The sequence below is a fragment of the Pseudoxanthomonas sp. 22568 genome (assembly GCF_052044485.1).
Taxonomy (GTDB): domain Bacteria; phylum Pseudomonadota; class Gammaproteobacteria; order Xanthomonadales; family Xanthomonadaceae; genus Pseudoxanthomonas_A; species Pseudoxanthomonas_A beigongshangi.
Genome location: NZ_JBQENC010000001.1, coordinates 361861 through 375893 on the forward strand (window position 1 = coordinate 361861; position 14033 = coordinate 375893).

At 68.0% G+C, this 14033-nt stretch carries 13 protein-coding genes and 1 tRNA gene; 12 read left to right on the forward strand and 2 right to left on the reverse strand.

Features of this window, described 5'->3' with window-relative positions:
- Nucleotides 1–15: 15 nt before the first annotated feature.
- Nucleotides 16–92, reverse strand: a tRNA-Pro gene (locus ACTJI2_RS01805).
- A 126-nt stretch (nt 93–218) separates the two neighbouring features.
- Between ACTJI2_RS01805 and hisS the strand changes: the two genes are divergently transcribed.
- Complete coding sequence (hisS, locus tag ACTJI2_RS01810) at nt 219–1613, forward strand: histidine--tRNA ligase (protein ID WP_440840893.1); 1395 nt, start codon at nt 219–221, stop codon at nt 1611–1613.
- 456 nt (nt 1614–2069) lie between these two features.
- On the opposite strand, the gene ACTJI2_RS01815 is transcribed toward hisS, so the two are convergent.
- Nucleotides 2070–3875: a sensor domain-containing diguanylate cyclase gene (locus tag ACTJI2_RS01815; RefSeq protein ID WP_440840894.1), complete on the reverse strand. Its 1806-nt coding sequence runs from the start codon at nt 3873–3875 to the stop codon at nt 2070–2072.
- Nucleotides 3876–4060: 185 nt separating this feature from the next.
- Between ACTJI2_RS01815 and ACTJI2_RS01820 the strand changes: the two genes are divergently transcribed.
- The 11 genes from ACTJI2_RS01820 (at nt 4061) to ACTJI2_RS01870 (ending at nt 13877) form a co-directional block, all read left to right on the forward strand.
- On the forward strand, nt 4061–4393 hold the full coding sequence (locus tag ACTJI2_RS01820; protein ID WP_183637261.1) for a YerC/YecD family TrpR-related protein: 333 nt from the start codon (nt 4061–4063) through the stop codon (nt 4391–4393).
- A gap of 9 nt (nt 4394–4402) precedes the next feature.
- Nucleotides 4403–5317 (forward strand): ATP phosphoribosyltransferase, encoded by a 915-nt coding sequence (gene hisG, locus ACTJI2_RS01825; RefSeq protein WP_318289292.1) that lies wholly within the window; start codon nt 4403–4405, stop codon nt 5315–5317.
- Nucleotides 5314–6606 carry a histidinol dehydrogenase gene (gene hisD / locus ACTJI2_RS01830; protein WP_440840895.1) on the forward strand — a complete coding sequence of 431 codons (1293 nt, stop codon included), beginning with the start codon at nt 5314–5316 and terminating at the stop codon, nt 6604–6606. Before hisG ends, hisD begins: the two co-directional genes overlap by 4 nt.
- Nucleotides 6603–7712, forward strand: coding sequence for a histidinol-phosphate transaminase (gene hisC, locus ACTJI2_RS01835; protein WP_440840896.1), 1110 nt, complete (start codon nt 6603–6605; stop codon nt 7710–7712). The genes hisD and hisC overlap by 4 nt, the downstream gene beginning before the upstream one ends.
- Nucleotides 7709–8782 (forward strand): bifunctional histidinol-phosphatase/imidazoleglycerol-phosphate dehydratase HisB, encoded by a 1074-nt coding sequence (gene hisB, locus ACTJI2_RS01840; RefSeq protein ID WP_440840897.1) that lies wholly within the window; start codon nt 7709–7711, stop codon nt 8780–8782. The genes hisC and hisB overlap by 4 nt, the downstream gene beginning before the upstream one ends.
- Nucleotides 8779–9378, forward strand: a complete 600-nt coding sequence (gene hisH, locus ACTJI2_RS01845) for an imidazole glycerol phosphate synthase subunit HisH (protein WP_440840898.1) — start codon at nt 8779–8781, stop codon at nt 9376–9378. Before hisB ends, hisH begins: the two co-directional genes overlap by 4 nt.
- Complete coding sequence (gene hisA / locus ACTJI2_RS01850; RefSeq protein WP_440840899.1) at nt 9378–10145, forward strand: 1-(5-phosphoribosyl)-5-[(5-phosphoribosylamino)methylideneamino]imidazole-4-carboxamide isomerase; 768 nt, start codon at nt 9378–9380, stop codon at nt 10143–10145. Before hisH ends, hisA begins: the two co-directional genes overlap by 1 nt.
- A complete protein-coding gene (gene hisF / locus ACTJI2_RS01855; RefSeq protein ID WP_440840900.1) occupies nt 10139–10915 on the forward strand; it encodes an imidazole glycerol phosphate synthase subunit HisF in 777 nt (258 codons plus the stop codon). Before hisA ends, hisF begins: the two co-directional genes overlap by 7 nt.
- Nucleotides 10905–11507: a bifunctional phosphoribosyl-AMP cyclohydrolase/phosphoribosyl-ATP diphosphatase HisIE gene (hisIE, locus tag ACTJI2_RS01860; RefSeq protein WP_440840901.1), complete on the forward strand. Its 603-nt coding sequence runs from the start codon at nt 10905–10907 to the stop codon at nt 11505–11507. The genes hisF and hisIE overlap by 11 nt, the downstream gene beginning before the upstream one ends.
- Before the next feature lie 82 nt (nt 11508–11589).
- Nucleotides 11590–13251 carry a calcineurin-like phosphoesterase C-terminal domain-containing protein gene (locus tag ACTJI2_RS01865; RefSeq protein ID WP_440840902.1) on the forward strand — a complete coding sequence of 554 codons (1662 nt, stop codon included), beginning with the start codon at nt 11590–11592 and terminating at the stop codon, nt 13249–13251.
- 41 nt (nt 13252–13292) lie between these two features.
- Nucleotides 13293–13877: a YdeI/OmpD-associated family protein gene (locus tag ACTJI2_RS01870; RefSeq protein ID WP_440840903.1), complete on the forward strand. Its 585-nt coding sequence runs from the start codon at nt 13293–13295 to the stop codon at nt 13875–13877.
- Nucleotides 13878–14033 lie beyond the last annotated feature (156 nt).

Below are 14033 nucleotides of genomic sequence, written 5' to 3' on the forward strand. Positions count from 1 at the left end.
TTGCGACCTATCGATTGGTCGGGGAGACAGGATTCGAACCTGCGACCTCTACGTCCCGAACGTAGCGCTCTACCAGACTGAGCTACACCCCGTGTGAGCCGGCTATTCTATTCAGGACGTCGACGGACGGCAACAGTTTTTTGCATGCCTGCCCCCGGCGCGCCGTTCAGTCTTAGAATGACGGCCCTCGATAACGCTCGTCCCCCCGGAGTTTTCGCTTGATCAAGCCACGCACGCCGCCAGGAGTGATGGAACTGCTGCCGCGCGAGCAGATCGCGTTCCAGCGCATGCTGGACACCATCCGCCGCAACTACGAGCGCTTCGGGTTCCTGCCGGTGGAAACACCGGTGTTCGAGCTCTCGGAGACCCTGCTGACCAAGTCCGGCGGCGAGACCGAGCGCCAGGTCTATTTTGTGCAGTCCACCGGCGCGCTGGCCAAGACCGAGGCGGGTTCCGCCGAGGGCCTGCCGGAACTGGCGATGCGCTTCGACCTGACCGTGCCGCTGGCCCGCTACGTGGCCGAGCACGAGCACGAACTGACCTTCCCGTTCCGGCGCTACCAGATCCAGCGGGTGTACCGGGGCGAGCGCGCCCAGCGCGGCCGGTTCCGCGAGTTCTACCAGTGCGATATCGACGTCATCGGCAAGGACGCGCTCAGCATCCGCTTCGACGCCGAGATCCTGGCGGTCATCCACGCGGTCTTCAGTGATCTGGGCATCGGCAAGTTCACCATCCAGCTCAACAACCGCAAGCTGATGCGCGGCTTCTTCGAAGCCCAGGGCATCGCCGATGGCGAACGCCAGGCACTGGTGCTGCGCGAGGTCGACAAGCTCGACAAGCGCGGCGCCGACTATGTGCGCGAGACCCTGCAAGGTCCGGATTTCAACGTGCCGGCCGAAGCGGTCGCGCGGATTCTCGAATTCGTCGCCGTGCGCTCGACCAGCCATGCCGACGCATTGGCCCGCCTGGAAGCGCTGGGGCAGGGCAACGAGACACTGGCCCAGGGCGTGGCCGAGCTGCGCGAAGTGCTGGAACTGGTACATGCGCTGGGCGTTCCCGAGAGCGACTATTGCCTCAACTTCTCGATTGCACGCGGCCTGGATTACTACACCGGCACCGTCTACGAGACCCAGTTGGACGACTACGCCCAGATCGGTTCGATCTGCTCGGGCGGCCGCTACGAGGATCTGGCCAGCCACTACACCAAGTCGAAGTTGCCCGGCGTGGGCATCTCCATCGGCCTGACCCGCCTGTTCTGGCAGTTGCGCGAGGCCGGCCTGATCGCCGGCAGCGACGAGAGCAGCGTGCAGGCGATGGTGGCGCTGATGGACGATGGCGCGCTGGCCGATTCGCTGGACATCGCCCGCCGCCTGCGTGCCGCCGGCATCAATACCGAAGTGCAGATGGAAGCGCGCAAGCTGGCCAAGCAGTTCCAGTACGCCTCGCGCGCGGGCATCCGGTTTGTGGTACTGGCCGGCGAAGACGAACGCGCCCGCGGCATGGTCACGGTGAAGGATCTGGTCCGCGAACAGCAGTTCGAGGTCAAGCGCGAGGAACTGGCCAGCAGCCTGAAGGTGGAACTGGAGCAGGCCCGCGCGCTCGCGGGCCGCTGAAAGCACGCGAGGTAGAGCGGAGCTCGCTCCGCTGCTTTTCGCACGTGGTTTGAGTCCGCGGAGCCGAGCAAGCTCGGCTCTACGTGGTAGAGCAGAGCTTGCTCCGCTGCTTTTCGCACGTCGTTTGAGTCTGCGCAGCCGAGCAAGCTCGGCTCTACGTGGGTAGAGCGGAGCTTGCTCCGCTGCTTTTCGCACATGGTTTGAGTCCGCGGAGCCGAGCGAGCTCGACTCTACGTGGGTAGAGCGGAGCTTGCTCCGCTGCTTTTCGCGCCTGGTTTGAGTCCGCGGAGCCGAGCGAGCTCGGCTCTACGTGGGTAGAGCGGAGCTTGCTCCGCCGCTTTTCGCGCGTGGTTGAGTCCGCGGAGCCGAGCGAGCTCGGCTCTACGTGGGTAGAGCGGAGCTTGCTCCGCTGCTTTTCGCGCGTGGTTGAGTCCGCGGGACCGGGCAAGCCCGGCTCTACAGCGTGCGCACGCAATCGCGGCCTTCGGCCTTGGCGGTATAGAGTGCCTGGTCGGCGACCTGCAGGGCGGAATCGATGCTGTTCTTGTCGATGTCCACGCAATGCACGCCGATGCTGGCGGAGATGGGAATGTCCAGATCCCCGCTGCGGCAGGGCCGATCGCGCAGGCGCTGGCGCAGTTCCTCGGCCACATTGCTGGCCTCGTCCAGATCCATGTCGGGCAGGGCGGCGATGAATTCCTCGCCACCGAAGCGCGCGACCAGCGCGCCGTAAGGCCGCAGCGTTTCGGCCATGGTGTTGGAAGTCCAGCGCAGGCAGTCGTCGCCGACCAGGTGGCCGTAGGTATCGTTGATGCGCTTGAAGTGGTCCAGATCGATCATCAGCAGCGAGATGGGCTGCTGGCTGTTGCGCGCCTGCGAGAGCAGGTGTTCGAAGGCTTCGCGGAAGTGGGTGCGATTGTAGAGTTCGGTCAGCCCATCCAACTGGCTGAACTCGCGCAGGCGCAGGTGCGCGGCTTCCAGTTGCTCCAGCGCGCTGCGCAACTCGCCTGTGCGTTGTTCGACCTTGATTTCCAGCTGGTCGCGCGATTCGCGCACGATCCGCTCGTTCTCGTTGCGCAGCGAGGCGTAGCGGTAGCCCAGCGCGACCGACAGCAGCAGCATTTCCAGGGCCGAACCGATCTGCACGCTGTACTCGGTGACGAAGTTCTTGGGCAGCGCGCCGAAGGCGACCATCGCGACCATCGCGATGCCCGCCAGGAACATCGACCAGGCCAGCAGGAACAGCTTGGCCGGCTTGTAGCCGCTGCGCATGGCAACCACCGCCTCGACCGCGATCCAGGCCACGCTCAGGATCACCGCGACCACCGCCAACTGGGTGGATAGCCGGATGGGAATCCAGGTGGTGGCGACGCCCAGCACCACGAACAGCGCGATCATGCCCAGGCCGATGCGGTCACCCAGCGGCCAGCGCCGGGCCAGGCCTAGGAAATTGCGTGCGAACTGTTGCATGCCGATCTGCGCCAAGCAGATCGAAAGCGGTACGGCCTTGTCCGCCAGCCACGGTGAATGCGGCCACAGGTACTCGAAGCCCAATCCGTACAAGGTGAACAGCACCAGCCCGAACGCGCTGATATGGAACATGTACCAGAAGTAGCTGGCGTCGCGCAGGGTCAGCCACAACACCAGGTTGTAGGTGAACAGCGCCAGCAGGATGCCGTAGTACACGCCCATCGCGAACTGTGCGTCGCGCGAGAGTTCGGCGAAGGCGGTTGGCGTGTACAGGGCCAGCGGCACCTGCATCGAGCTCTGGCTTTCCACCCGGACGAACAGATCCGCCGGCTGTCCGGGCGGCAGGTCAAGCTGGAAGTTCGGATGCCGGTAGCGCACGCTGCGCTGCTCGAAATGCAGGTGATCGCCACCGGCCTGGTGGAACAACTGGCCGTCGGGGTAGCGCACGTACACGTCCAGCCGATCGCTCAGCGCGTACTGCTGGACCAGCAGCCAGCGCGGTTCCTGCAGGTTGCGATTGAGCAGGCTGACGTGGAACCAGTAGGCGCCGGGCTGGAAACCGAAGGATGCATCGTCGCCTGGCAATGGCCGGAAGCGTCCCGCCCGCAGGCTGGTCTCGATCGCCCGGATATCGGCCCGGCCATCGCTGTCGTGGAAATAGGTCGTATGGGGAGCCAGGGCATGGGTGGCCGCATCGCCTGACATCACCAGTGGTGCCTGCGCCTGTGCGGGCGCGCAGAACAGCATCAGCGCGGCCAGCAGCCAGCGAAGTCCGCGGATGGCTTCCCTCATTCCCGTCCCCGATCCAGAGCACCCGCCGGGCCGGCGGACCGGCCGCCAGTTTAACCGTGGGACCGGGGGACGCCGGGAGGGGGCGGACTTGACGGGGCCTGGAGGCTCAACTAATGTATTAACGCATTAGTACATTGATTGGGCCGGTCGCCGGTCCCTGATTTCCTGGACCCCACTGACTCCCCATGAAGCGCCGCCCCGCCATTCCCGACGATGACCGCGCCGAAAGCGCCTCCCTGCAGGCGCTTTCCCAGGCGCTGGCCAGCCTGGGCGAAGCCGGGCAGGTGCGGGCGTTCCTGGAAGACCTGTGCACGCCGGCCGAGTTGGAGGCCATGGCCGACCGCTGGCGGGTGGTGCCGCTGCTGCTCAAGGGCGTGCCTTACCGGGAAATCCACGAGCTGACCCAGGTCAGCGTGACCACCATCGGGCGGGTCGCCCGCACCCTCGAACGGGGCACCGGCGGCTACGCCACCGCGTTCCAGCAGCAGCAACCGCGCGCCAACGGCGCCTCCCACTGAGTTCCTCCCATGAGTCCCAGGGTTGTACCCGCGACGCGCGACCGCCTGCGCATCGCCATCCAGAAAAGTGGCCGCCTGGCCGAACCCGCGCGCGCGCTGCTCGCCGCCTGCGGACTGAGTTGGCGCGAAAGCCGCGACAAGCTGTTCTGCTACGGCGAATCGCTGCCGATCGACCTGCTGCTGGTGCGCGACGACGACATTCCGGGCCTGATTGCCGACGGCGTGTGCGACTTCGGCGTGGTCGGTCGCAACGAACTGGATGAACAGGCCGGCGAACGCGCGCGCATCGGCCTGCCGGCGGCCTACCGGGAACTGCGTCCGCTCGGCTTCGGCCAGTGCCGGCTGATGCTGGCGGTGCCGGACAATTGGGAATGGCAGGGCGCGGCGCAACTGCAGGGCCTGCGCATCGCCACCAGCTATCCGGCGATCCTGTCGGACTGGCTGCGGCGCCAGGGCGTGGAAGCGGGCGTGGTGGAGTTGTCGGGTTCGGTGGAAATCGCCCCGCGCCTGGGCACCGCCGACCTGATCTGCGATCTGGTTTCCAGCGGCGCGACCCTGGCGGCCAACCAGCTCAAGCCGGTGGAAACCCTGCTGGACAGCGAGGCCGTGTTGGCCGGTCCGGTCCGCGAGTTCGAGGACGAGCGCGCGGGACTGGCGGCGATGCTGCTGCGCCGGGTCGACGGCGTGCTCAAGCTCAAGGACAGCAAGCTGCTGATGTTCCGCGCCAACCGCGACACCGTCGCCGAACTTTCGCGCCTGCTGCCGGATGCGGAACCGCTGGTCCAACTGCCCGGTTCCGGCGAAGGTCCGCTGTCGCTGCAGACCATGTGCCACGGCGCCATCACCTGGCAGCGGCTGGAAGAACTGGAACGCGCCGGCGCGCAGGGATTGATGGTGCTTTCGGTCGAGAGGTCGCTGGCATGAATCGCTTGATCTGGTCCTGCCTCGATGACGAACAACGCCGCGCCGCCCTGCGCCGTCCGGTGCAGGTGGTGGCCCAGCGCACCCGCGACGCGGTCGCCGCGGTGCTGGCGGAAGTGCGCCAGCTCGGCGACCCGGCGCTGCGCGAATTCACCAGCCGTTTCGACGGTGTGGCGCTGGACGATTTCGAAGTGCCCGCGGCGGAGTTCGCCGCCGCCGAAGCGGCGGTGGCGCCGGCGCTGAAGCAGGCGATGGAGGAGGCGGTCGCCCGCATCGAAGCCTTCCACCGCGCGGGCATGGCCCAGCCGTACGCGGTCGAAACCGCACCCGGCGTGCTTTGCGAACGGATGATCCGGCCGATTGCGCGGGTGGGACTGTACGTCCCAGCCGGCAGTGCGCCGTTGCCTTCCACCGCATTGATGCTGGGTGTGCCGGCGCACCTGGCCGGTTGCCGCGAGGTGGTGCTGTGCACGCCGCCGCGCGCCGACGGCAGCGCCGATCCCGCCGTGCTGGTGGCCGCGCGGATGACCGGCGTGACCCGCGTGTTCAAGTTGGGCGGCGCGCAGGCGATCGCGGCGATGGCGTTCGGCACCGCCAGCGTGCCCCGCTGCGACAAGCTGTTCGGGCCGGGCAACAGTTACGTGACCGAGGCCAAGCAACAGGTCGCGCAGGCCGGCATGGCTGCCATCGACATGCCGGCCGGGCCGTCGGAAGTGCTGGTGATCGCCGATGCCGGTGCGGATCCCGCGTTCGTCGCGGCGGATCTGCTGTCGCAGGCTGAGCATGGCCCGGATTCGCAGGTGCTGCTGCTGTCGGACGCACCTTCGCTCATCGACCGCGTCGCGGCGGAACTGGAACGCCAGCTCGCGGCGTTGCCGCGCGCGGCGATCGCGCGCCAGGCGCTGTCCGCCTCGCGCTTGATCGAAGTGGAGCGGCTGGACGATGCGTTTTCGATCAGCAACGAATACGCGCCCGAGCACCTGATCCTGGCCCTGCGCGACCCGCGCGCCTGGCTGGAGCGGGTGGAAGCGGCCGGATCGGTGTTCCTGGGCGATTACACGCCCGAAGCGCTGGGCGACTATTGCAGCGGTACCAACCACGTGCTGCCGACCAGCGGCGCCGCGCGCGCCTACAGCGGCGTGAGCGTGGCCAGCTTCCAGAATTTCGTCAGCGTGCAGGCGGCCAGCCGCGCGGGCATCAGCCGCATCGGCGCGTGCGCATTGACCCTGGCGCGCGCCGAGGGACTTGACGCGCATGCCAACGCGGTCGCGCTGCGGCTGGAGGCGGCATGAATACGCCCGACAACAAGGCGGCAAATGCCGGAGTGCTGAGTCTGGTCAGGCCCGACCTGCGCGGTTTCGGTGGCTACAAATCGGCCCGCACCGAAGCCTTGCGCGGGGATGTCTGGCTCAACGCCAACGAGTCGGCCTGGTCCAACCCCGCCGACGCGGGTGCGACTTGCCAGCGCTATCCGGAACCGCAACCAGCGGCCTTGCGCGCGGCGCTGGCTGACCTGTATGGCTGTGCCCCGGAGCAGTTGCTTATCGGCCGCGGCAGCGACGAGGCCATCGATCTGCTGGTGCGCGCGCTGTGCGTGCCGGAACGCGACGGGGTGGTGATCAGCTCGCCGGTCTTCGGCATGTACGCGGTGTCCGCGCGATTGCAGAACGCACCGCTCATCGATGTGCCGCTGCGCGATACCGAGCAGGGCTTCGAGCCGGATTTGGATGGACTGGCCGCCGCCGCGCTGGCGAACGGCGCCAAGCTGGTGTTCCTGTGCTCGCCGACCAATCCCACCGGACGCGCCTGCACGCGGGAGGAAATCGCGGACCTGGCCGGGCGCCTGGCCGGTCGTGCGCTGCTGGTGGTCGACGAGGCCTATGTGGAGTTCTCCGATGTTCCCTCGGCCAGCAACTTGATTGCGCGGTTCCCCAATCTGGTGGTGTTGCGCACGCTGTCCAAGGCGCACGCGCTGGCGGCCGCGCGAATCGGCGTGGCGATCGCCGCGGAGGAACTGATCGCCGTGCTGCGTGCCTGCCAGGCGCCGTATCCGGTGCCTGCGCCCTGCGCGGAACTCGCGCTCGCCGGCCTGGCGCCGGCGGCGCTGGCGCAGACCCGGCAGCGGGTGGAACGGGTGCGGCGTGAACGCGAGCGGATGCGGAGCGCGCTGGCGGCGCTTCCCGGCGTGCGTCGCGTCTACCCCTCGCAGGGCAACTACCTGTTGGTGCGGTTCGACGATGCCGACCGCGCGTTCACCGCGCTGCTGTCCAACGGCGTGGTGGTGCGCGACCAGCGCACCGCGCCGCAACTGGGCGACGCGCTGCGGATCAGCATCGGCAGTCCGGAGCAGAACGAACGGGTGCTGGCGGCACTGGCCGTGCGGGAGGCGGCGGCATGACTCCGATCCTGTTCATCGATCGCGATGGCACCCTCATTGAGGAACCGGCCGATTTCCAGATCGACGCCTACGAGAAGATCCGGTTCGTGCGCGACTGCATTCCGGCGTTGCTGAAGCTGCGCGACGCCGGCTACCAGTTCGTCATCGTCAGCAACCAGGACGGATTGGGCAGCGAAGGCTATCCGCAGGCGTCGTTCGATGGTCCGAACGGTCTCATGCTGCAGATCTTCGAAAGCCAGGGCATCCGTTTCCGCGAAGTGCTGGTCGACCCGAGCTGGCCGGAAGAGAACCGTCCGACCCGCAAGCCCGGCATCGGGCTGGTCCTGCACTATCTCCAGGATCGCGAGATCGACTGGGCGCGCTCGGCGATGGTCGGCGACCGGCCCACCGATATCCAGTTCGCCGACAACCTGCGCATCCGCGGTTTCCAGCTGAAGACCTCGCAGTTCGGTGGCGACTGGGACTGGCCGTCGATCGCGCATGAACTGGCCGATGCGCCGCGCCGGGCAGATGTCCAGCGCAATACGAAGGAAACCCGTATCCGCGTGGAGGTGGATCTGGATCGGGTGGCCGAGCCGGTCATCCGCACGGGACTGCCGTTCTTCGACCACATGCTGGAACAGATCGGCAAGCACGGCGGTTTCGCCCTGCGCATCGACACCGAGGGCGATCTGCACATCGACGAGCACCACACGGTGGAGGACACCGGCCTGGCGCTGGGACAGGCGCTGAAGCAGGCGCTGGGCGACAAGCGCGGCATCGGCCGCTACGGCTTCACCCTGCCGATGGACGAAACCCTGGCCAGCGCGGCGCTGGATTTCAGCGGCCGGCCGTACTTCGTGTTCGACGGTGAATTCCGCCGCGAGCGGGTCGGCGATCTGCCCACCGAACTGGTGCCGCATTTCTTCCGCTCGCTGTGCGACGCCTCCGGCCTCAACCTCAACCTGAGCGTTCGCGGCGACAACGACCACCACAAAATCGAAGCCTGCTTCAAGGCGCTGGCGCGCGCGTTGCGCCAGGCGATCCGGCGCGAAGGCGCGGAACTGCCCTCGACCAAGGGAGCGTTGTGATGCAGGTGGCGTTGGTGGATGCCGGTGGCGCCAACATCGGTTCGGTCCGCTACGCGCTGGAGCGCCTGGGCGTGGCCGCCACGCTCACCGCGGATGCGGCGGTCATCCGCGCCGCGGACCGGGTCATCCTGCCTGGCGTGAGCACCGCGGCCACGGTGATGGCACGGCTGCGCGAGCAGGGACTGATCGAAGTGCTGCGACAACTGGAACGCCCGTTGCTGGGGGTCTGCGTCGGAATGCAGCTGTTGTTCGAACATTCGGAAGAAGACGACACGCCCTGCCTGGGCCTGTTGCCGGGGCGGGTGGCGCGATTGTCGCCGGGTCCCGGCATCCGGGTCCCGCACATGGGCTGGAACACGCTGCGTACGCAGCGCGGGTCCGGTCTGACCACCGGCCTGGAGGGCGGCCATGCCTATTTCGTGCACAGCTACGCCGCGCCGGTCGGTGCGGATTGCCTGATGAGCACCGAGCATGGCCAGCTGTTCGCGGCGGTGGTGCAGCGTGGCCGCGTGGCCGGTGCGCAGTTCCATCCGGAGCGCTCGGCCGAGGTCGGTGCGCGGCTGATCCGGAACTTCATCGAAACGGGATTGCAATGATGGTCGCGGTATCGGCAGGCGCGCGCGCGCAACAGGACTTCCAGGCCTATCCGGCCATCGACATCCGCGACGGTCGGGTCGTGCGGCTGGCGCAGGGCGACTATGCGCGCGAGACCCGCTATGGCGACGACCCGCTGGCGATCATCCGCGGCTATGCGGAACAGGGCGCGCGCTGGCTGCATCTGGTGGATCTGGATGCCGCCCGCGCCGGCGGCTACACCCTGGCACCGCTGCTGCGCGATATCGCCACCACCACCGGGCTGCGGGTCCAGACCGGCGGCGGCGTGCGCTCGCGCGAGGATGTCGCGCGTCTGCTCGATGCCGGTGCGGCGCGGGTGGTGATCGGGTCGCTGGCCGTGCGCGAACCGGAGGCGGTGCTGGCCTGGTTGGCCGAGTTCGGCGCCGAGCGCATCACCGTGGCGCTGGACACGCGCCAGGACGCCGCCGGCGTCTGGCGATTGCCGGTGCACGGCTGGACCGAGGACGCCGGCGTGACCCTGGATGAACTGGCGGTCCGCTTCGAGGCCGGCGGACTGGTCCACGCGCTGAGCACCGATATCGCCCGCGACGGCATGCTGTCCGGCCCCAACCTCGATCTGTACCGGCATCTGGGCGCGGTTGCGCCGCGTCTGCGCGTGCAGGCGTCCGGCGGCGTGCGCGCGCTGGACGATATCGCCGCCGCGCGCGCGCAGGGCTGTGCCGGCATCGTGCTGGGGCGCGCGCTGCTGGAAGGCCGCTTCAGCGTGGCCGAGGCGTTGTCATGCTGAGCCGGCGCATCATCCCGTGCCTGGACGTGCGCGACGGCCGCGTGGTCAAGGGCGTGCGTTTCCGCGATCACGTCGACATGGGCGACATCACCGAGCTGGCATTGCGCTACCGAGATGCCGGCGCCGACGAACTGGTGTTCTACGACATCGGCGCCAGTCCGGAAGGGCGCTCGGTGGATTACGCATGGGTGGAGCGGGTCTCGCGCCTGCTCGACATTCCGTTCTGCGTGGCAGGCGGCATCCGCGACGTGGATACCGCGCGGCGTGTGCTGCACGCCGGCGCGGACAAGATTTCGATCAACACGCCGGCGCTGGAACGTCCCGCGCTGATTGGCGAGCTGGCAAAGGCCTTCGGGGTGCAATGCGTGGTGGTCGGTATTGATTCGGTGCGCGAGGCCGACGGCGAATGGCGGGTGCGCCAGTACACCGGCGATCCGGCACGCACCCGCGCGCTGCCGGTGCGTACGCTGGACTGGGTGGTCGAAGCGCAGCGGCTGGGCGCGGGCGAAATCGTGCTCAACTGCATGGACAGCGACGGCGTGCGGCGCGGCTACGACATCGAGCAATTGACCGCCGTGCGCGCGCTGTGCGCGGTGCCGCTGGTGGCTTCCGGCGGTGCCGGGGAACCCGAACATTTTGCCGAGGTATTCCAGCGTGCCGATGTCGATGGCGCGCTCGCTGCCAGCGTGTTCCACAGTGGCCGGATCGCCATTCCGGGTCTGAAGACCTACCTGCGCGGGCAGTGCATCGAGGTGCGTGATGTCGCTTGAACCGGAACAACTGGATTGGAACAAGGGCGACGGCCTGCTGCCGGTGATCGTGCAGGATGCCTCGACCCGCCGCGTGTTGATGCTCGGTTACATGAACCGCGAAGCCCTGGAGGCGACCCTGGCCAGCGGCCGGGTGACCTTCTACAGCCGCAGCAAGCAGCGCCTGTGGACCAAGGGGGAGAGTTCCGGCCACGTGCTGGAAGTACGGGCCATCGAGGCCGATTGCGACAACGACACCCTGCTGGTCCAGGCGGTGCCGCACGGGCCGACTTGCCACCTCCAGCGCGCCAGTTGCTTCGCGGAGGCGCCGGGCTCGTTCCTGGCCGAATTGGACGCGCTGGTGGCGCGCCGCGAGCGCGAGCGCCCGGCGGGCAGCTATACCACCCGGCTGTTCGAGGAAGGTGTGCGCCGGATTGCGCAGAAGGTCGGCGAGGAAGGCGTGGAGACGGCGTTGGCTGCCGTGGCGCAGGACGAGGCGGCGCTGCTCGGCGAAAGCGCGGACCTGCTGTATCACCTGCTGGTGCTGTTGCGCAGCCGCGGGCTGGGTCTGGCCGACGTCGAGGCGTTGCTCGCGGCCCGCCATTCCGCCTGAACCTGCATCGCGGTGGCGAGGTACGCCGCTGCCGCACGATAATCGGCGGGTTGCCCGAGGGGCGTCGCCGGAATCCGTGGATATGACCCAGCGCGTGGTATGGCTGCCGCTCGTCGTCCTGTCGTTGTTGGCCATTGCGGATGCGTCCGCGTCGTCGCGGGCAGAGGACGCCACCGCGGCCACGCAGGCGGCGGCCGCGGCCACCGGACAGGCGTTGGCCGAAGTGACCGGGGTGATCTACCTGGATGCCAACGGCAATGGCCGCCGCGATCCGCACGAACAGGGCCTGGCCGGAGTGAAGGTCTCCAACGGCCGCGATGTCGCCGTCAGCGACGCGCGGGGAGGCTACCGGCTACCCGGACGCGAGCGCGCCACCGTCTTCGTGATAAAGCCGCCGGCGTACGCCGTGCCGACCGGCGCCGACGGCTTGCCCCGGTTCTGGCAGCATCTGTTCCCGCAGGGGTCGCCCGCGCTGAAGTACGGCGGCATTCCGGCCGCCGCCGTCCCGGCCCAGGTGGATTTCGGCCTGTTGCCCGCTGTGCGGCGCGGGAGCGGCGCCAGTCTGGAGATGCTGGTGTTCGGCGACCCGCAACCCAAGACGCGGACCGACGTGGATTACTACGCGCGCGACATCGTGGCGCCGTTGGTCGGCCGGCACGGCGCCCGCCTGGGACTGAGCGTGGGCGATATCGTCAATGATGATTTGAGCCTGTATCCGGCCATGAACCAGGTGACGGCGAAACTGGGCGTGCCCTGGCTGCACGTGGCCGGAAACCACGATCTGGATTTCGACGCGCAGGCCGACGAGGACTCGCTGCTGAGTTTCCGCAACGTCTACGGTCCGGACACCTATGCGTGGGAGGAGCCGCAGGCCAGCTTCGTCGTGCTGGACGACGTGGTCTATCGCCCGGGCCAGAAACCGGCCTACTTTGGCGGGCTGCGCGAAGAGCAGTTCGATTTCCTCCGGCAGTATCTGGCGACCCTGCCGAAGGAACGCCGGGTGGTGATTGCCGCGCACATCCCGTTCTTCGATCCCCTCCCGGGTGTGGAGACTTTCCGCCGTGCCGACCGCGAACGCCTGTTCACCCTGCTGCGGGAACATACGCAGGTGCTGCTGATCAGCGCGCACACCCACAACCAGCGCCACTACCGTCATGGCGCGGACACCGGCTGGCAGGGCGCGCAGCCGCTGCACGAGTACAACGTCGGCGCCACCTGCGGCGCGTTCTGGTCGGGGGTGAAGGATGCGCAGGGCATCCCCGACACGACCATGAGCGACGGCACTCCCAACGGCTACGCGTGGCTGACGATCCAGCCGGACGGCGACTATGCGCTGCGCTACCACGTGGCGCGCGCGGCCGGTGATCCGGCGATCGGCCTGCATGCGCCGAAGGTGTTGCGACAGGGCGCCTATCCGGCCTACGGCGTATACGCCAACGTCTACATGGGTGAAGCCGATACGCGGGTCGAGTACCGCATCGACGGCGGTGAATGGAAACCGATGCGGCGTGTACTGCAGGCCGATCCGGCGCTGCTGGCGGAGAACATCGCGGACGACACCGCGATCGCGTTGCGTGGCTACGATCGTTCGCCGGAAGCCGACACCTCCACCCACCTCTGGCGCGGCGCGCTGCCGACGGATCTGGCAGCGGGCGAGCATCGCATCGACGTGCGGGCATTCGATCGGTGGCGGGGCGAGCAGGCCACGTCCACCACCTATCGGCTGCAGCAGGCGGCCGAATAGCGGCACGCTGGGACAGGCGAAAACCCGACAGGAGCATGCCGATGGCCAACGATGCGCTCGACCTTCCGATCAAGCTGTTCCGCAACGCCGCGGCCTGGGAAAAATGGCTCGCCGCGAATACGGATACTCCGGGCTTGTGGCTGAGGATCGCCAAGAAGGACGCGGGCGTGGTCTCCGTGAGCTATGCCGAGGCCCTGGAGGTGGCGCTGTGCCATGGCTGGATCGACGGTCAGCGCCGCACGTTCGACGAACAGAGTTTCCTGCAACGGTTCACCCCGCGACGCCCGCGCAGCCTGTGGTCGAAAATCAACGTCGGCAAGGCCGAGGCACTGATCGCCTCGGGCCGGATGCGCGAGGGCGGCCTGCGTGAAATCGAACTGGCGCGCGCCGACGGACGCTGGGCTGCGGCCTACGCAAGCGCGGCGGTGATGGAGGTGCCGGCGGAACTGGCGGCGGCGCTGGTGAAGTCGCCGAAGGCCGCGCGCTTCTTCGAAACCCTGGACCGGACCAACCGCTACGCGGTCTGCTGGCGCGTGCACACGGCGAAGAAGGCGGAAACCCGGGCGGCCCGCATCGAAAAACTGGTCGCGATGCTGGCGCGCGGCGAGAAGATCCACGCGAAATAGCGGCGCAAATGAAAAACGCCCCGGCGGGGGCGTTTTCGGTTCCCGGCTGGCTGGCGAATGCTGGCTGGCGGGACGTGCTGGCGAGCGCGGGCTGGCTGGCAACGGCACGCAGTCTAGCCGTTGTCGCCGCCGGATGAGGAAATGCGAATCGCTCGC